The organism is Halobellus sp. H-GB7 (assembly GCF_030848585.1).
Classification (GTDB): Archaea; Halobacteriota; Halobacteria; order Halobacteriales; family Haloferacaceae; genus Haloquadratum; species Haloquadratum inordinatus.
On the sequence record NZ_JAVDDW010000012.1, the window covers coordinates 15,854 to 33,083 of the forward strand.

16 protein-coding genes are annotated in these 17,230 nt (G+C 66.3%); 9 read left to right on the top strand and 7 right to left on the bottom strand.

The genetic code is table 11. The features are described from left to right. Positions 1–200 precede the first annotated feature (200 nt). Positions 201–1,826: a DNA primase DnaG gene (gene dnaG / locus RBH22_RS15515; protein WP_306678128.1), complete on the top strand. Its 1,626-nt coding sequence runs from the start codon at positions 201–203 to the stop codon at positions 1,824–1,826. 31 nt (positions 1,827–1,857) lie between these two features. Here dnaG and RBH22_RS15520 read toward each other — a convergent pair whose 3' ends face one another. The 3 genes from RBH22_RS15520 to RBH22_RS15530 all read right to left on the bottom strand — a co-directional run bounded on the left by RBH22_RS15520 (position 1,858) and on the right by RBH22_RS15530 (position 4,447). Further along, complete coding sequence (locus RBH22_RS15520; protein WP_306678129.1) at positions 1,858–2,304, bottom strand: N-acetyltransferase; 447 nt, start codon at positions 2,302–2,304, stop codon at positions 1,858–1,860. Between the two features lie 3 nt (positions 2,305–2,307). Continuing rightward, positions 2,308–3,564: a DUF92 domain-containing protein gene (locus tag RBH22_RS15525; protein ID WP_256288904.1), complete on the bottom strand. Its 1,257-nt coding sequence runs from the start codon at positions 3,562–3,564 to the stop codon at positions 2,308–2,310. Between the two features lie 139 nt (positions 3,565–3,703). Further along, positions 3,704–4,447, bottom strand: a complete 744-nt coding sequence (locus RBH22_RS15530; RefSeq protein WP_256288706.1) for an NAD(P)-binding protein — start codon at positions 4,445–4,447, stop codon at positions 3,704–3,706. A 208-nt stretch (positions 4,448–4,655) separates the two neighbouring features. On the opposite strand from RBH22_RS15530, the gene RBH22_RS15535 reads away from it, so the two are divergent. Then, positions 4,656–5,264: an undecaprenyl diphosphate synthase family protein gene (locus RBH22_RS15535; protein ID WP_256288708.1), complete on the top strand. Its 609-nt coding sequence runs from the start codon at positions 4,656–4,658 to the stop codon at positions 5,262–5,264. 41 nt (positions 5,265–5,305) lie between these two features. On the opposite strand, the gene uppS is transcribed toward RBH22_RS15535, so the two are convergent. Beyond that, positions 5,306–6,247, bottom strand: coding sequence for a polyprenyl diphosphate synthase (gene uppS / locus RBH22_RS15540; protein ID WP_306678130.1), 942 nt, complete (start codon positions 6,245–6,247; stop codon positions 5,306–5,308). A 151-nt stretch (positions 6,248–6,398) separates the two neighbouring features. Between uppS and serS the strand changes: the two genes are divergently transcribed. The 3 genes from serS to RBH22_RS15555 all read left to right on the top strand — a co-directional run bounded on the left by serS (position 6,399) and on the right by RBH22_RS15555 (position 8,993). Beyond that, positions 6,399–7,781, top strand: a complete 1,383-nt coding sequence (serS, locus tag RBH22_RS15545; protein ID WP_256288710.1) for a serine--tRNA ligase — start codon at positions 6,399–6,401, stop codon at positions 7,779–7,781. 224 nt (positions 7,782–8,005) lie between these two features. Next, entirely contained in the window at positions 8,006–8,305 is a 300-nt protein-coding gene (locus tag RBH22_RS15550; RefSeq protein ID WP_306678131.1) for a HalOD1 output domain-containing protein, read from the top strand. 187 nt (positions 8,306–8,492) lie between these two features. Then, complete coding sequence (locus RBH22_RS15555) at positions 8,493–8,993, top strand: DUF367 family protein (RefSeq protein ID WP_256288905.1); 501 nt, start codon at positions 8,493–8,495, stop codon at positions 8,991–8,993. Between the two features lie 23 nt (positions 8,994–9,016). Here the strand turns inward: RBH22_RS15555 and RBH22_RS15560 are convergent, their stop codons facing one another. Next, positions 9,017–9,379, bottom strand: coding sequence for a DUF5518 domain-containing protein (locus RBH22_RS15560; protein ID WP_256545995.1), 363 nt, complete (start codon positions 9,377–9,379; stop codon positions 9,017–9,019). Between the two features lie 146 nt (positions 9,380–9,525). On the opposite strand from RBH22_RS15560, the gene RBH22_RS15565 reads away from it, so the two are divergent. Next, on the top strand, positions 9,526–10,500 hold the full coding sequence (locus RBH22_RS15565; protein WP_121568598.1) for an NOG1 family protein: 975 nt from the start codon (positions 9,526–9,528) through the stop codon (positions 10,498–10,500). A gap of 50 nt (positions 10,501–10,550) precedes the next feature. Continuing rightward, on the top strand, positions 10,551–11,810 hold the full coding sequence (locus RBH22_RS15570; protein WP_306678132.1) for a DUF4010 domain-containing protein: 1,260 nt from the start codon (positions 10,551–10,553) through the stop codon (positions 11,808–11,810). Between the two features lie 12 nt (positions 11,811–11,822). Here the strand turns inward: RBH22_RS15570 and RBH22_RS15575 are convergent, their stop codons facing one another. Both RBH22_RS15575 and RBH22_RS15580 read right to left on the bottom strand, forming a co-directional pair. Further along, positions 11,823–12,590, bottom strand: a complete 768-nt coding sequence (locus RBH22_RS15575; protein ID WP_306678133.1) for an SIMPL domain-containing protein — start codon at positions 12,588–12,590, stop codon at positions 11,823–11,825. A gap of 121 nt (positions 12,591–12,711) precedes the next feature. After that, on the bottom strand, positions 12,712–14,031 hold the full coding sequence (locus tag RBH22_RS15580; protein ID WP_306678134.1) for a TIGR00341 family protein: 1,320 nt from the start codon (positions 14,029–14,031) through the stop codon (positions 12,712–12,714). A gap of 291 nt (positions 14,032–14,322) precedes the next feature. Here RBH22_RS15580 and RBH22_RS15585 point away from each other — a divergent pair, with 291 nt between their 5' ends. Together RBH22_RS15585 and RBH22_RS15590 are read left to right on the top strand one after the other, a co-directional pair. Then, positions 14,323–15,027 carry a rhomboid family intramembrane serine protease gene (locus RBH22_RS15585; RefSeq protein WP_256288716.1) on the top strand — a complete coding sequence of 235 codons (705 nt, stop codon included), beginning with the start codon at positions 14,323–14,325 and terminating at the stop codon, positions 15,025–15,027. A gap of 40 nt (positions 15,028–15,067) precedes the next feature. Beyond that, positions 15,068–17,134, top strand: a complete 2,067-nt coding sequence (locus tag RBH22_RS15590; RefSeq protein ID WP_306678135.1) for an ATP-binding protein — start codon at positions 15,068–15,070, stop codon at positions 17,132–17,134. Positions 17,135–17,230: the final 96 nt, after the last annotated feature.

The following is a 17,230-nucleotide window of genomic DNA, read 5'->3' on the forward strand; positions in this document are numbered from 1 at the left end:
AGAGAGAGGAGCCTACCGATCAAAAAGAGACGCTACGGCCGTCGAAACGGTTCTTCCGGACTCCTGTGAAAGGACAGAAAGGCGGCGTTATTCTCGGGTACGATAGATATTTGCCGAGAGCAGCCCATATATAAGCACGTCATCGGGTTTCCCATGACACGCACATCACCATCACCCCTCCATACCGGGGGAATCCACCAATGGAAGACACGGAAAAATATCTCATCCACGCAGCGATCACCGCAGACGGCGTCGTGGAGCGCTCCGACGTCGTCGGGGCCATCTTCGGGCAGACCGAAGGGCTCCTCGGCGACGACTTGGACCTCCGCGACCTCCAGCAGTCGTCGAAAGTCGGCCGCATCGACGTCGAAATCGACTCGCAGAACGGTCAGTCGTTCGGGACCGTCACCATCGCGAGCAGCCTCGATCGGGTCAAGACGGCCATCCTCGCCGCCTCCCTCGAAACGATCACTCGCGTCGGTCCCTGCCGGGCCACCGTCGAGGTAACCGACATCGAAGACGTCCGGGAAGCAAAGCGCCGAGAAGTCGTCGAGCGCGCGAAGGAACTCCTCTCGGAGTCGTTCGACGAGAGCGTGATGTCCTCGACGGAGATCCTCGACGAGGTCAAAGAGAGCGTCCGAATCGAAGACATCAGCGAGTACGAGGGCCTTCCCGCCGGTCCGCACGTCGCCGACTCGGACGCCGTCATCGTCGTCGAGGGGCGCGCAGACGTGCTCACACTTCTCGGATACGGCATCAAGAACGCCATCGCAGTCGAGGGCACAAACGTCCCGGACGCCGTCGCCGACCTCACTAACCGGCGGAACACCACCGCCTTCTTCGACGGCGACCGCGGCGGGAAACTCATCCTCCGCGAACTCGCGCAGGTGGGCAACGTCGACCACGTCGCGTTCGCGCCCGAGGGCCGCTCCGTCGAGGATCTCAAGCGCCGCGAGGTGTTCGCGGCTCTCCGCGATAAGACCCCGATCGAATCCGTCGAACTAGAGGAGACATTCGAGTCGACGACTTCCGACGAAGCCGAGGCCGAGGCGAGCGTGGGCGGTGAGCGAACGGACCCTCGCGAGGGGTCGCCGACGACTGAGTCGGTGACCCCCGGCCCGGGAGCCCTGGACGCGGTGTCCGAGACGAAATACGACACCGCCGAAAGCTCGGGGGCCGACGTCGATCTATCCGACGCCTCGGCCGGTGACGTCGTCGCCGACGGAACCGCAGCTGACGGCGCGTCGCTCGAAAACGACCGCCCGAGACGGTGTACGCCGAGCGGTCCGATCGGTGAGCCGACAGCGTCCTCGACGAGCGATTCCGTCGCGGACGAGACCGCCGAAGGGGTCGGGACTGCCGAAACGACCGAGACTGCCGAAACGACCGAGACTGCTGACGCAGTGGCCGAGGAAGCCGAAGACATCGACGCGGAGCCGGACGCCGAGACGGAGACCGAACCGGACGCCGAGGCTGCTGACGCAACCGCCGAAGAAGCCGACGACGAGCCCGCTCGTCCCCAGTCGCTCAAAGATCACGTCCGCGAGGTCATCGACGCCCAGAGCGGCACGATCCGACTCCTCGACGACGACCTCGTCACTGTGGCCGAGCAACCGGTCGACGACGCGTTCGACGTCATCGCCGACGCCGACCCCGCACCGTACGCGGCGGTCGTCGACGGGGAGTTCACGCAGCGCCTCCTCGACGTGGCGGCCCAGCGCGGCGTCGATCACGCCGTGGCCGCCTCGACCGGCGAGTTCGTCAAGAAACCGGTCGGCGTGCGACTGCTGACGGCCGATCAGCTGGCCAACTCGGTCAGGAGCTGAACGGTCACGAGTTCACCGAACGCAGGCGAGGTCACGGCTCGGCACCGTCGCGACCGACGTCGTAGGCGTAGACGACGGCGTCGGTCGCTTCACCGTTTTCTGCCCCGTAGAACTCCGGTCGGTGCTCGATCTCTCGAAAGCCGAGCGATTCGTACAGCGACCGCGCCGGATCGTTGTCGGCGGCGACGACGAGGGTCACTCGCGTGCCCGGTGCCGAGCGCCCGATCGCCGCTTCGAGCAGTGCCCGCGCGTGTCCCTCGCGTCGATGCTCGGGATGGACGACCAGTTCCGCGATGTGGGCGTCCTCTCCGTCGATGACGAGCAGGTAGCCGACGGGCCGGTCGTCGCTCTCGTCGACGGCGACGAGACACGTCCCGACGGCGGCGAACGAGGCGAGCAGTTCGGGTGCGGGCGCGTCGAGATACGACTGAAGCGTCGCGAGCGCCTGCGCGTCAGAGGGGCGCGCGGGACGGATCACGGCTCAGAACAGGACGAACGCGGCGAGGGTGCTGACGACCGCGCCGACGAGCGTCGCGACGAAGTTGACCGCCTCGTTGCCGAACTGCGGCCCTTCGACGGTCGCTCCCAGGACGCTGTCGGCGGTCATCCCGAGGAAGCCGCCGACCGTGACGACGGCGGCGCCAAGCAGCGTCACCTCCGGGAGGAGCGCGAGCGCGACGCCGCCGACGATGCCCGCGCCGAGGAGTCCGAACACCTCGCCCTGCCAGGTCACGCCGCCGTCGGTTCCCGGGGAGACGGGTTCGAGCGTCGTGATGAGCCGCGGGTCGTCGTAGAGGCCGCCGATCTCCGAGGAGAGCGTGTCGCTCAGTGCGGCCGCCATCGACCCGGCGAAGGCGAACTGAAAGAGCGTTCCGTCCACCGGCAGCGAGTGGCTGGCGGCGAAGCCGATCACGCAGACGAGCGCGACCGTGGCGTTTCCGAGGACGTTGCCGGTGCCGCGCGCGCCTTCGTTCTCCTCGGCGACGCCGCGGCGCTTCTTCTCCTCGTATTTAAATTTCGTCGAGAGCGCGCCGATGCCGAAGAAACTGATGAGCACGGCGAACCAGCCGAGGCCGCCGAAGACGATGACGAGGAGACCCAGCAGGACGCCCGAGAGCATTCCGGCGACCGAGGCGGCCCCGAGCGCGTAAGAGGCGTACCCGAGGAGGATCGTGACGCCGAGTGCGGCCGCCACGTCCACCGTCCCGACCGAGACCGCGAGCGCGTCGAACAGCCACAGCAGCAGGCCCGTCGAGAGCATCACCAGCGGATCGTCGCGCTCGAAGAGCATCTCACGGAAGAGCGCGGCGACCAGCGATCCGGCGACGGCGAGGAAGGCGAACCGCGGGGCGACGATCGGCGCGGCCGTCAGCGAGGCGACCGCGGCCTGTCCGGCGACGCCGGCGACGCTTCCACCGATCACGAACCCGGCAGCTCCGAGGAACGGCTCGTCGGAGGTTTCGGCGACGAGTCGCTTGCCGAGGTTTCCGTACGCGAGGACTAACACGGCGGCGACGAACAGCGGGACCGGGAGTCCGATTTCGGTCGCGAGAATTGCGAGTCCGGCGGCCGCCAGCGCGAAGCCGGCGAGCCCGTTCAGCCGCCCCTCCCGTCTGTCGCTGGGGCGGGCGAACAACTCGAACAGCGGGCCGTCCGTGATCACGAACGCCGCAAAGAGCGCGACGGCGGCGAACGGGACGAACGCCGCCCGGCCGAGCACCGGCGCGGCAACCGCCATCGTCCCCACCAGGGCGAACCCGCTCGCCCGCCGGAGCGTCGATTGCACACCCCCGGATACCCCCGACGCGCACTTAACCCTCCCGACATCGGGTGTGGTACTGCGTCGACGTCGCGGTCGTAACCCCGGCTTGAACCCGTTAGAGCGTCGTCGTCACCTGTTCGGCGCTCGCGATCTCCGGGATGATCACCTCGTCGGCTCCGGCGCGGCGCGCGAGCGGTTCGTACATCTCGTCGCCGACCCGAACGACCAGTCGCACGGTCGGCGCGATCTGGCTCGCGGCCATCGCGATCTGGATGTTCGCGTTCGAGTCGTCGATCGCGCCGACGACGGTCGAGGCCTGCTTGACGCCGGCATCAGTCAGGGTCTCCTCACGCCGCGCGTCGCCCTGGATCGCGAGGATCTCGTCGTCGAGCGCGCGCTGGAACGGGGCGTTCTCCTGCTCGATCACGACGACGTCCGTTTCGGCGTCCTGCATCGATTGAGCGACCGTCTTCCCGAACGTGCCGTATCCGCAAATGATGATGTGCCCGTGCAACTCGTCGACCGTCCGTTCGATTTGCATCTCTTTCAGCTCCGTCTGAATCTGTCCGCCGAACGCGGCCGAGAAGACCGTCTCGCCGATCCACAATCCGGCGACGACGAGTCCCGACAGCACGACGACCGCATATCCTTTCACCAGCGTCTCCGGCCCCTCGTGCGCCTGAAAGTGGAGTTCGATGCTCGTCGGGTCCAGCAACCAAAAGAGCGCGTCGACGATGCCGATGCCGCCGAGCGAACTGAACCCGGCGACGCCGACCGCGACGACGCCTCCAAAAGCCGCTACCGGACGCAGCAGATACCGCAACAGCGGTCGCTGCAGCACCTCCCCGAGTGGGTTCATCGGGCGTGGATCCCCCGAACTGCTATTCGCGTAAATTCAGATTGATTCACTATCGTTCGCATTCCTATTTGCTTCCGCGATTTATCCGCAAATCACCGTGCATACTTAAACATAATAGGGCTTACTCAAACATCATTAATTGCTATACTTCAATCCGCGTTGCGGGCGAACCCGGAGGCATATATCGCTCCGGGGCGCACGCTCTCGCGTGGGACTGTACGATCGCTATCTCGCCCTCCGCCACCGACTCCACGACGCCGACCCGCCCGCACACGTCGCCGTCGTGATCACCGAGCGCGACCTCTTAGAGCAAGGCGCCTACGAGACGCTCTCGGAGTTTCTCGGGTGGGCCTTCGAGTACGGCGCCGAGCGCGTCACGATTTCGGTGAGCGTCCTCGACGAGGCCGTCGTGCCGACGCTGGAACGCGAACTGCGGACCGTCGACGGCCCCCGCCCGGTCGCCGTCCGCGGGCCGGGCGACACCGAACGCGCCGACGCACCGATCCGGATCAACATCGGCCTGGGAGGAAAGCGCGAGTTCGCCGCCGCCGTGCAGGGCATCGCCGAATCGGTCGACTCGGGCGACCTCGATCCCGAGTCGGTCGACGCCGAACAGATCGAGGACCGACTCGTCTTCGACGACGAACCCGACCTCCTCATCAAGACCGGCGCCGAGCGGCTCTCGGACTTTCTCATCTGGCAGTCCGTCTACTCGGAACTGTACTTCACCGACGTGAACTGGCGTGATTTCCGCCGCCGGGACTACCTCAGGGCCGTCCTCGACTACCAGAATCGGCAGCGACGGTTCGGTCGCTGACTGCGCGCCGGCCGACCGCTGATCGTGCGTCGATTCGGCCGTCAATCGGCGCGCTCGACCGGCTCGGACCCACGCTGGCGCTCCAGTTCGGCAGACACCACGCGCGCGCCTGCGGAGGGGAGTTGGCCTCGGAGCCGCGTGGCGACGGCCTTCGCGTCGGCGAGTTCGGTCTCGGTGACAGCGCGGAGGAGCGCGACCGCGCGTTCCGTTCGCGACTGCCGCCAGGACTGCTCGCGCGACTCGTACGTGCGGAGGCCGCGCAGGAAGTCGACCTTCGAGAACTCCGGCCAGTAGGGCGCACAGAAGTAGACGGCGGCTTCGTTGCCGTTGGCGTGCCACGGCAGGAAGTTCGAGGTCCGCTCGTCGCCGCCGGTCCGGATGATCAGGTCGACGTCCCGCGTGGTGTGCTTCGCGAGCCGCCGCTCGACGGCGTCGACGTCGACGTCCTCGGGGTCGAGGTCGCCGGCGGCGACCTCGTGGGCGACCTCTCTGGCCGCGCCGAGCAGTTCCGAGCGGCCGCCGTACGCGAGCGCGATGTTGAGTCGAAGCTGGTCGTAGTCGGCCGTTCGCGACTCTGCGTAGTCGACGGCGTCGCGGACGCGCTCGGGGAGTTCGTCGACGTCGCCGATCGCGCCGATCCGAACGCCGTTCTCGTGGACGCGGTCGGAGTCGGCGAACTCGTGGAGTTTCGACTCCAGCAGATCGAAGAGCGGCTCCAACTCCCCGTCGGGGCGCTCGAAGTTCTCCGTCGAGAAGGCGTACAGCGTCAGCTCCTCGATTCCGAGGTCGTCGCACCACTCCAGGACGCGCTCGGTGGTCTTCGCCCCCTCGCGGTGCCCGTCGGGAGCGTCGTCGCCGCGTTCGCGGGCGTACCGGCGGTTGCCGTCCTGGATGATCGCGACGTGAGTCGGCGCGACGTCGAGCTGTCGCCGGAGCATTCGCTCGTACGCGTCGGTGAACCGTCGACGGAGCCAATTCGACATATCTGGGTTCACTCCGCCCTCGGGTATGTGTCTTTTCGTTGTCCACCCCCGATAGCGTCCCGTTCAGCCGGCAGATTCACAGGCCGACCTCCCGACCGACGCCGCTCGCGGATGCGACACGGTTTTGCCGGGTCCCGAAGAAGCGACTGGTATGATCGGGAGACAGTTCCTCCGCGAGAACCCCGAGGCGGTTCGCGCGGCTCTGGAACAGAAGGGCGTCGAGGACGTCGATCTCGACTCCGTCCTCGCAATCGACGAGGAGTGGCGGGAGCTCAAACAGCGCGGCGACGACCTGCGACACGAACGCAACCAGATCTCCTCGAAGATCGGCGATCTGAAGGCCGAAGGCAACGAGGAGGAGGCCCAGGAAGCCATCGAGCGCTCCCAGGAGCTGAAAGCGGAACTCGAAGAGATCGAGGAACGCGCCGACGAACTCGAAGCCGAACTCGAAGCGGCGCTCCTAGAGATCCCGCAGATCCCCGACGACGACGTCCCGATCGGCGACGACGAGTCCGAGAACGTCGAACGCCGTCGCGAAGGCTTCGACGACTTGCGGAGCCTCCCCGAGGAGGTCGTCCCTCACTACGACCTCGGCGAGGAACTGGAGATCCTCGACTTCCAGCGCGGCGCGAAAGTGACTGGTGGCGGCTTCTACTTCACGAAGGGCGACGGCGCGCGACTCGAACACGCCCTGGTCCAGTTTATGCTCGACGTCCACCGCGAGCAGGGCTACACCGACGTCTTCCCGCCGATCCCGGTCAACTCCCGGTCGATGATCGGCACCGGCCAGTTCCCGAAGTTCACCGAGGACGCCTACCGCATCGGCGGGGCGAACGAGGACCCGTGGGACGACGACGACCTCTGGCTCTGCCCGACCGCGGAGGTCCCGGTGACGAATATGTACCGCGACGAGATCCTCCTCGACGACGATCTCCCGCTGAAAGTGCAGGCGTACACGCCGAACTTCCGGCGCGAGGCGGGCGAACACGGCACCGAAACCCGCGGTATCGTTCGCGTCCACCAGTTCAACAAGGTGGAGATGGTGAACTTCGTCCGACCCGACGAGAGCGAGGAGCGCTTCGAGGGCCTCGTCGACGAGGCCGAGGAGGTCCTCCGCCGACTCGAACTCCCGTACCGCATCCTGGAGATGTGTACGGGCGACCTCGGCTTCACTCAGCGGAAGAAGTACGACCTCGAAGTGTGGGCACCCGGCGACGATATGGAAGACGGCCCCGCAGAGGGCGGCCGCTGGCTCGAAGTCTCCTCGGTCTCGAACTTCGGCGCGTTCCAGGCGCGCCGGGCCGGCCTGCGCTACCGTCCCGAACGCCACGAATCGGCCGACTACCTCCACACGCTGAACGGTTCGGGGCTCGCAATCCCCCGCGTGATGGTCGCCATCCTCGAATACTATCAGAACGACGACGGCACCGTGACCGTCCCCGAGCCGCTCCGTCCGTATATGGGCGGTACTGAGGTTATCGAGGGTCACGAACCGGTCGGCGAGTCGGCCGTCGGCGCTGGCAAGCGCGAGTGACCGGCCATCTGCGACCGAACTATAGTAGCGTTTGCAAGTCTTCACGCACTGAATCGCACGCAGTCGTGCGATTGGCTGTGTAATCCGTTGCAAACGCTACTATAGCCTCGATTGCCCGTTCTTGGCATCATAACGTCTCGTTAACGTCGACACCCGGCTGAACTGGGCTAAATCCGGACGCACCGTCGCGCCGTTTCTTGGGATCGACAGCGGTAGTCCCTGCTATGACCGATCGATCCGGACACAGACGGGGCGCGACCGACTGGGAGTTGATCGCCCGTCACGACTTCGGGGGCACGCAGGAACTCGATGCGACGATTGTCGGCGCGCTCGGTGAGGACGGCTGCTGGGACGGAGCGCCGCTCTACACCGCCGCCGACACCGAACGCGCCGAGCAGTTCCTCGCGTCCGTCGACGGCGACGACGCGCGCGTCGTCTTCACTGTCGCGGACCACACCGTCCGCGTGTCGGCAGACGGCACCGTCGAGGTGCAGGCGACAGACGGTGGACCACGAGAGGCCTGATACTGTCGGACAGCAGTTCGTGAATCATTTTGGCACCCACGGGGTGCCGAAAATTTTCACATAGTTCTGCCCGACAGTATGACCCCCGCGACGTCGCGGCCGTGACGAACGCCTTTTCTCCGCTGCGCTCGTCGGATCGGACGTGACTGTCGACGCTGCGGACGCTGCACCGGACGACGCTGCCGAGGTGCTTCACGTGCGCTACGAGGGCGACGACGACCCCGACAAGTGCACGGCCCGAAAGCTCGCGCGCTTCGATCTCGTGGAACTCCACCGCTCCGACCGAGCGACGCCGTACGGCGTCGTCTTGAACCCCCACGCCGAGCGTGCGCTCTCGCCTGCAGACGCCGACGCGGGCCCGCTCGTCGCGCTCGACTGCTCGTGGGAATCTGCGGGGGAGGCCCGCTTCTCACTCCCCGGCGAACACCGCGCGCTCCCGTACCTCGTGGCCGCGAACCCGGTCAACTTCGGGCGGCCGATGCAACTGACGACCGTCGAGGCGCTCGCCGCCGGACTCGTGATCTTCGGCCGCCGCGAGCGAGCCGAGCAGTTGCTCTCGAAGTTCACGTGGGGCCACACCTTCCTGGAGCTGAACGAGGAACCGCTCCGGCGGTACGCCGACTGCGAGGACTCCTCGGAGGTCGTCGCCGTCCAGCAGGAGTACCTCGACCGGGGCGAAGGCGAGTAGATCGGGAGTCAGAGATCGTCTAACTACCCGCTGATCAGGCCACCGATCGCCCCGCCGATCGCGCTGTCGATGGCGAACAACACCGTGAGGACGACCCCGACGATGAAGACGCCCGCACCGCCGAGGAATCCGCCCAGCGGACCGCCGGCGAGGCCGAGCAGGCCGCCGATCGTCGCGGCGAGCACAGAGAGCACGATGCCGGAGATCGAGCCAGCGATTAGCCCGTTCCACGCGCCGTTCCCGACGCCGCCAGCCAGATAGCCCGCGACGAACCCGCCGATGAGGCCCGCACCGACCTGGCCGACGAACGGAAGCGAGAGGCCGACCGCGCCGACGACGAGCATCACGAGGAAGCCGATGCCGACGGCACGCCAGTCTGTGTTCATACTCGTGTCCACGCTTCCGAGCGGCAAAACGTCGGCGGGTGTCCGACGGATCGCTCTCAGGGCCGCGTTTCCGACAACGTCGCCGCACGGCCTGTGACAGGGTCGAACGGACGCGCTTTTACGGTTCGGCCGAGTACGGACCGCATATGATTTTCGAGTCCCTTCCGACGACGCCCCGGTCGGAGGAACTTCTCGACAAGGCGTTCTCGCGGGCGGCCCGCGCGGGGCGCGCGAAGTCCGGTCTCGAGGCCCAGCAGTCGATGCTGCAGACGGCCTCGTCGATCCTCTCGGACAACCTCGAGAACGTCGTCACGCAGTGGCCCGACTTCGGCACGGTCGATCCCTTCTACTACGAACTCGCGGACGCGATCGTCGATGTCGACGAACTCCGTCAGAGCCTCTCGGAGGTGACGTGGGCGAGTCGGCAGATCGCCGAACTCCGCCGCGAGTACCAGCCGAAGCTCCGCAAGACCGATCCCGAGACGGCACGCAAACACCGCAAACAGGCGTTCGCGCGGATGGCGGACGTCGTCGAGGAAGTCGCAGACGACCTCGAACGGATCGGTGAGGCCCGCGACGCGCTGAAGACGCTCCCCGACATCCGACCGGACGAACCGGCGATCGTCGTCGCCGGCTATCCCAACGTCGGCAAATCGTCGTTCGTCAACGGCGTCACCCGCGCGAAGAACGAGATCGCCCGCTATCCGTTCACGACCAAAGGCGTCCACGTCGGACACTTCGAGCGCGATCGGGTCCGCTATCAGATCATCGATACGCCGGGCCTGCTCGATAGACCCGAAGACGAGCGCAACGACATCGAGCGGCAGGCCGTGAGCGCGATCGAGCACCTCGCGGACGCGGTCGTTTTCGTCCTCGACGCCAGCGGGGCGTGCGGCTACCCGCTGGACGCGCAGTTGGAACTCCGCGACGCTGTCGCCGAGCGGTTCCGCGAACGCGACGTCCCCGTCCTCACTGTCAACAACAAGTGTGACCGCTCGCGGGACGTCGAGGCGGACCTCCAGATGAGCGTCGAAACCGGCGAAGGAGTCGACGAGGTGCTCGACGCGGCGGTCGAGGCGGTCGGTTGGGAGCCCGACATCCCGCCGTCGCGACAGGAGTAGTCCCGAATTACTTTCCTCACTGGGACTGACAGGTCGAGTACGTGTGACTGATGTTTGATCCGCTTACTGCTCCCTTTGTCGACGTCCTCTGGCGTCTCCTGGTCGCGCTCGGTCTCGGCGCACTCGTCGGCCTCGAACGCGAACAGAGTGAATCCGGCGGCAAGTTCGCGGGGAGTCGAACGTTCCCGTTGTTTGCACTCTATGGGGCGCTCGTCTTCACTTTCTTCCGCAGCACCTTCTCGGTCGCACTCGGTCTCCTCATCGTCCCGCTCACCGTCGCATACGGCGCGAAGGTCTGGTACGAGGGAGACATCGGGCTGACAACCCTCGTTGCGGCGTTGCTCACGACGCTTCTAGGCGCGATGACGATGCACTCCGATCGCGGTGCGACGCTCGCGGTCGTCGTTGGCGGGGTCGTTACGATCCTCCTCTCGGTGAAAGAGCCAATCCACACGTTCGCCGACCAGATCGAGGAACACGAACGGCGAGCGTCAGCGAAGTTCATCCTCGTCGCGTTAGTCGTTCTCCCGGCGCTCCCCGACCGATCGATGGACGTACTCTACGGCCTCAATCCGCGGTTCGTCTGGCTGATGGTCGTCTTCGTCAGCGGCCTCGGGTTCGCCGCGTACCTGCTCGGTCGCTTCTTGGGGCCGGAGCGTGGCATCGCACTCACCGGCGTCATCGGCGGATTCGTCTCCTCGACGGCGACGACGGTCTCGATGGCGGGCAAGACGGCCGAAAACGAGACGCTGTACCGCATCTGTGGCTTTGCGGTCGTCACCGCGTCGGTCGTGATGTTCCCCCGCGCTCTCGTCGAGGTGTCCGTCGTCAACCCCCAATTGCTCCCGAGCGTCGCGCTACCCCTGGGAGTGATGACGGCCGTCGGGGCCGTCTCGGCAGCGTTCCTCTACTGGTGGACGGCCACCACCGAGACCGTCGAGGTCGACGAACTCAAGAATCCGTTTCGACTGCAACCGGCGCTCGTTTTCGGCGCCGTCTTCGCGATCGTGCTTCTCGTTTCTGAGTCCGCCAACGAGTGGCTGGGCGCGTCCGGCGTGTACGCGACGGCGTTTTTCTCCGGGCTCGCCGACGTCGACGCAATGACGATCACCCTGAGCCGACTCGCTGCCAAAGGCACCGTCTCGACCGAGGTCGCGACGACGGGGATCGTCATTGCGGCGATCGCCAACACGTTCGTCAAGGCGGTGCTCGCGCTGTTTCTCGGCACGTACCGATTGGGACGACTCGTCGCGGTCGTTCTCGGTGTCGTCGTTCTCAGCGGCGTGGCGGTTCTCTTTCTGATCGTCTGACCTCGGCGTGACTTACGCGGCGGTGTACGTCACGTCGACTCGCGCCGTGACAGTGACCGAGCCGGCGTCGAACTGTGTCGGCGCGCCACCTGCGTCGGCCGCGGTCTCACGGACTGCGTAGACGGGGCCGTAGTCACCGCCGGTCGACGCGGACTGGACGCCCGTCACGGTGAGATTGGCTGCGGCGGCAATCGCGTCGGCGTCGGTCCGAGCGGCGTTCATCGCCCGTTCGAGTGCCCGCTCGCGGAGCTCGGCGCGTGTCTCCGCACTGAGCGTGAACTGCACGCCGTAGACCTCGCTGGCGCCGTTTCCGATGGCGGTATCGACGACAGTCCCGGCGGCGTCGGGTGTCGTTTCGATCCGGTACGCGTGGATAGCCTCGTAGCCGGCGACGTCGCGCTCACCGGTCTTGCGGTCGACGTCCGCGTAGTAGGGCTGGAGTCGGTAGGACGCGGTCGTCACCGACTCGTCGTCGACCCCGGCGTCACGGAGCGCGTCGCGCATCCGCGTCGCGTTCTCGGCGACTGCGCTACGGGCCGCCTCGGCCGTGTCGGCGCGAGCGGTGACCGCGACTGTCACCACTGCTCGATCGGCGTCTGCCGACACCTCGCCGGTGCCGGTCGTCGAGATCGTTCGTGTCACGTCTCCGGCCGCTGTGCCGTCGGCTGCGCCTCCGGTCGGTGCCGCGTCGGTCGTCGTGGACTGGAGCGGTCCGCTACACCCGGCGAGGAGGACGAGCGCTGCAACGAGGACTGCTGTGAACCCGATTCGACGGTTCATACACGTCCGTTCGTTCGCTCGGCTATTGAACGCGCGCTTGGCGCAAGCAACTCTTTGAGCCTTTGACGCTGAATTTGGCGCATCTTACTCCGGTGACATCCGGGTTCCGTGACGGAATTGGCTACGCCGTCGAGCGGTCGACGCCGACGTAGCGGATCTCGACGCGGATCTCCTCGTGGCCGAACGGTCCGATCGGATCCGGGGCGAGCGCCGAAACGCGGTCGCGTATTGCCGTGGCGACCGGCGGCGGCGACGACGACGGTGGGTGGCCGACGGTCACGACGATCGTCTGCGGCGTCTGGAGCGGAAAGCCCTCGTAGGTCACTTCGAGATCTAACAGCATCGCTTCCGGCGGCAGTTCGGCTTCGATCGCCGCTGTCGCGTCTTTCTCGAAGTCGTTCGTCCGATAGGAGCTGTAAGTGAACGCGCCGAGCATCCCTGTGAGAAGTAGGAGGGCTATCGCCAGCACCGCGATCCGCTGTATCGTCGTCGAGCGAGCCTCCTCCTCGCGGAACCAGAGCTTCGGGCGGTAGCCCAACCGCCAGAGCACGACGAGCGCGACGAGGTTGATCGCGAGGATGTTCACGAGCACGAGCACCGCAGACCCGACGACTGACTGCGGCTCGCCCCACGCGATGCCGATGCCGACGACCGCGGTCGGTGGGACGAGGGCGGCGGCGATCATCACACCGACGAGCGCCGAGGAGACGCCCGAGGCGAGCGAGACCGCACCCGCAGTGCCCGCACCGAGCGCGATCACGAGTGAGAGGACGTCGGGCGCGAGACGCTCTCTGACCTCACCGATCGCGAACACCTCCGCGGCCGTGAGCGGCACCACGTTCGTCACCCGCAACAACACGGCGAAGAGCGCCGCGGCGGCGATCGCGAGGCCGCCGCCGAGTGCCTGGAGCTTGACGCCGCGGATCGCGAGGTCGCGGTCGTCGACGACGGTGCCGACGCTCGCGGCCATCGCTGGGCCGATCAGCGGCGCGATGACCATCGAGCCGACGACGACGGCGGGCGAGTCGAGGAGCAAGCCAGCTGTCGCGACGACGGCGCTGACGGCGGTCATCAGCACGTACGGTCGGACCGTAGGCGCCATCTCGTCCGCTCGCGCGACGAGTTCCTCGCGGGCGATCCGGTCGCCGTTGCCGTTCTCTTCTTCTTCTGCCTCGTAGCGTTCTTCGAGCGCCTCGAACCGATCGGACACGACGGTCTCAGCCTGGATGACGACAGTGTAGGCGTCCCGCTCGATACCGACGCCCCGCAGTTGGTCCAACACTGGTTCGACGGCCGCCGTCGGGAGCGGGAACGTGACGACGGCGGTGTAATCGCGGCCGCTGGTCTCGTCGGAAACGGCGTAATCGACGTCCTCCTCGTCGAGAACGTCGAGTACGGCCTCTCGCTTCCCGGTCGGGACCATCACCTGGACGAGTCGCACGTCCGAGCCTCACGCTGGGACGACAAGAATCCGACGGGTCGACTGGTGAGTGCAGACGACCGTACACTGGGGCGAACAGCCGACACGCCGGTCCTCGACCGGATTCGGTGGGGGTAGGTTGCGCTACCGCCGGCCGACCGCTCCCGCGCCGGTGTGCCGGACGACCGCGACTCGGCGCGGGGCGAACACTACGTCACGGCGTGGCTGGCCGTGCCCTCGTATAAAAACCCACGCGAGCAGCCTGAGCGCTCGCCCAAGCACTCATAGCGGTTCGGGTTCGACGTACAGACGATGCGGCGCGTCTCGGTGACGAATCTGCTCACCCCCTTCGCCAACGGGGTGCGGCCGGTCCTCGCCCAACACCGTTCGCTGTCCGCTCCGATCACGGACTTCCTCACGGTGGCGGTGTGCGCAGTCTATGCGCTCCAGGCCTTCCAGACCGTCCTGTGGGACGCGCCGTCGGTGTTCGTCACCACAAACTACGTGTACCTCCGCGCGCCGTGGCTCGCCTGGCCGCTGTCGCCGTTACTCCACGGTGGATTGGCCCACGTCGTCCCCAACGTCCTCACGCTGTTCGTGTTCGGGCGGATCGCGGAGGCACACCTCTCGAAGATCCGATTCGCCGCGATGGCGATTCTGGCGGCGGCTGGCTCGATTGCGGCGCTGGCCGGCTGGGGAATCGCTTTCGGATCGGACCCGAACGTAGCCGTCTACGGTATCAGCGGCGTCGTCTTCGCTGCCGCCGGGTTCGCCCTAGTGCACGTGCCGCAGCACGGGCGGGTGACCGACCTCGAACTCCTGGCGCTTTTGTTCGGCGTCTGTGCCGCCGGACTCGTCGGCATCGAGGTTTTCACAGCCGTACTCCTCCGATCTCCTGCGAGCATCAACGTCGGCCACGCAGCAGGCCTCCTCGTTGGCCTCGGGACGGCCGGCGTCACCCGGGGTTGTGGAGACGCCCGCCAGCGCCCTTCGTCCGCCGAAACCCGTCAGCGGTGAATCAGTACATTCAATTCTCCGGATCCAATGCTGGGAGGTAGTGAAGATCAAGCGTGCGTTCTTGCTCTCGATACTGATCGTCGCGATCATCCTCTCGGGAGCCGTCTTTGTCGGGTTTCAGCAGTACAAAGACACCCTGTACGCGCACGAGGAGATGGAGGTCCAGCGGTCGGCCGAACACGTCAGCTCGGAGCTCCAAAAGCAGTTCACGGCGCTGGAGCGAACTGTCTCTGTCGCGGCCGCGAATTCGGCTATCGGAGACCACGGGAGCACCGCACAACAGCAGGCCTTAGCGAGGTTCGTGAATCGGTCGGGCTTCTCGGGCGCGTCAGTCATCGCAGCCAACGGGACGATGACGAACATCGTCTCCGACGTCTCTCCGGAGACGCGTCGGGAACTCGTCGGATCGGAGTTCGGCGACCGCGAGTACTTCCAGCGCGCGATGAACGGAACGACGTACGTCAGCGACCCAGTCGAAGCCGAATCCGGCAACCACATCATCACGGTCAGTGCGCCGATCTACCGTGACGGCCGCGTCGTCGGCACGCTGAACGCCGTGTTTCACCTCTCGGAAGACGAGTTCTTCTCCCGGTTCGCGTCGACGCTCGACGGCGAGGAGTGCTTGCGGCTCTACTCGCGGGACGGGACGCGAATCTTTGCCAGCGGCTCGCCGACGAGCACTGACTTCGTTCACAACGTAACCGTCTCGGAGACGGGTTGGACGGTCAGCGTGCGCGAGGACCGCTCGGAAGTGGAATCGACGATCCAGATGGTGACGTTCGTGCAGATCGGGTCGCTCCTGGCGGTTCTCAGCATCCTCTTCGGGTTCGGGTGGTGGATCTACCGGCAGAGTATCCAGCAACTCACGCGCCTGCTGGGCGGCTTTCAGGCCCTCGAAGACGAGCAGTACGGCACCACGGTCGACCTCGACGACACCGACGAGTGGCAGCACGTCGAGCACGGATTCAACCAACTCAGCAACGCGCTCGCCCAGTCGCGCGCCGAGCGGCGGGAGCGCGAGCGCGAACTCAGACGCGAACGCGACCGTTTCGAGGCGCTGTTCGAAGGCGTCCCGGAGCCGATCGTCACCGTCGAGCTCACCGACGGCGGGGCGGTGCTCTGCGACGTCAACGAGGCGTTCGAGACGACGTTCGGCTACGACGCCGAGGCGGCGATCGGCAAAGACATCAACGACCTCATCGTCCCACCCCATCAGGAGGCCGCAACGGAGGCCGAACTGCTCGACGAGAAGGCAGCCGACGGCCAGCGCTTGACGCGCGAAGTGCGGCGTAGGGCCCGCGACGGCGTCCGGGACTTTCTCTTCCGGTCGGCTCCGATCGAACACGACGGCGACGTCACGCACCAGTTCGGCGTGTACATCGACATCACCGACCGCAACGAGTACGAACAGCGCCTGCGCGAGCAACGCGACAACCTCGACACCCTGAATCAGGTGGTCCGCCACGACATCCGAAACGACCTCCAGTTGGTGACCGCCTACGCGGACTTGCTCTTGGAACTCCGCGAAGCGGAACTCGACGACGCGGAGACGAACGAAGAGCGCGAGTACATCCAGAAGATCCGCGAAAGTTCCGCCCACGCGGTCGAACTCACCCAGACCGCGCGGGATATGGCAGAGGTGATGCTCACAGACGAGAGCGAGCGTCGGCCGGTGAGCCTCCGCGCCGCACTCGAAAGCGAACTCAGCAATCTCACATCCGAGACCGACGCCGTCGTCGCCACTCAGGGGCCGATTCCGGAGGAGAAAGTGCTGGCAAATGGCATTCTCGGCTCGGTTTTCAGGAACCTCCTGACGAACGCCGTTCAGCACAACGACAAGGAGGTGCCCGAGGTGACCGTCTCGGCGACCGTCGACGACGACGCCGAGGTGGTGCAGGTCCGCGTCGCGGACAACGGGCGGGGCGTGCCCGAATCCCAGAAGGAAGCCATCTTCGGCAAGGGCGAGAAAGGCCTCGAGAGCAGCGGTACGGGCCTCGGTCTGTATCTCGTCCAGACGCTGGTCGACACCTACGGCGGCGATGTCTGGGTCGAAGACAACGACCCGGAGGGTGCGGTCTTCGTCGTCGAACTGCCGATCGCCGAGTAACGAGGTCGGTCTCGAAGCCGTCTCACCACGGGTCGCCCGCGTCGCGGAGTTTTTTGCCTCCTGGCCCCGCCGCGAGGAGTAGAATTATGAAGGATC

What these genes read in the sequence shown, in the direction of transcription:
- dnaG (WP_306678128.1), top strand. Translation starts at nt 201, where the DNA reads ATGGAAGACACGGAAAAATATCTCATCCACGCAGCGATCACCGCAGAC.
- RBH22_RS15525 (WP_256288904.1), bottom strand. Translation starts at nt 3,564, where the DNA reads ATGGCGGTTGCCGCGCCGGTGCTCGGCCGGGCGGCGTTCGTCCCGTTC.
- RBH22_RS15530 (WP_256288706.1), bottom strand. Translation starts at nt 4,447, where the DNA reads ATGAACCCACTCGGGGAGGTGCTGCAGCGACCGCTGTTGCGGTATCTG.
- uppS (WP_306678130.1), bottom strand. Translation starts at nt 6,247, where the DNA reads ATGTCGAATTGGCTCCGTCGACGGTTCACCGACGCGTACGAGCGAATG.
- serS (WP_256288710.1), top strand. Translation starts at nt 6,399, where the DNA reads ATGATCGGGAGACAGTTCCTCCGCGAGAACCCCGAGGCGGTTCGCGCG.
- RBH22_RS15550 (WP_306678131.1), top strand. Translation starts at nt 8,006, where the DNA reads ATGACCGATCGATCCGGACACAGACGGGGCGCGACCGACTGGGAGTTG.
- RBH22_RS15560 (WP_256545995.1), bottom strand. Translation starts at nt 9,379, where the DNA reads ATGAACACAGACTGGCGTGCCGTCGGCATCGGCTTCCTCGTGATGCTC.
- RBH22_RS15565 (WP_121568598.1), top strand. Translation starts at nt 9,526, where the DNA reads ATGATTTTCGAGTCCCTTCCGACGACGCCCCGGTCGGAGGAACTTCTC.
- RBH22_RS15570 (WP_306678132.1), top strand. Translation starts at nt 10,551, where the DNA reads ATGTTTGATCCGCTTACTGCTCCCTTTGTCGACGTCCTCTGGCGTCTC.
- RBH22_RS15575 (WP_306678133.1), bottom strand. Translation starts at nt 12,590, where the DNA reads ATGAACCGTCGAATCGGGTTCACAGCAGTCCTCGTTGCAGCGCTCGTC.
- RBH22_RS15585 (WP_256288716.1), top strand. Translation starts at nt 14,323, where the DNA reads ATGCGGCGCGTCTCGGTGACGAATCTGCTCACCCCCTTCGCCAACGGG.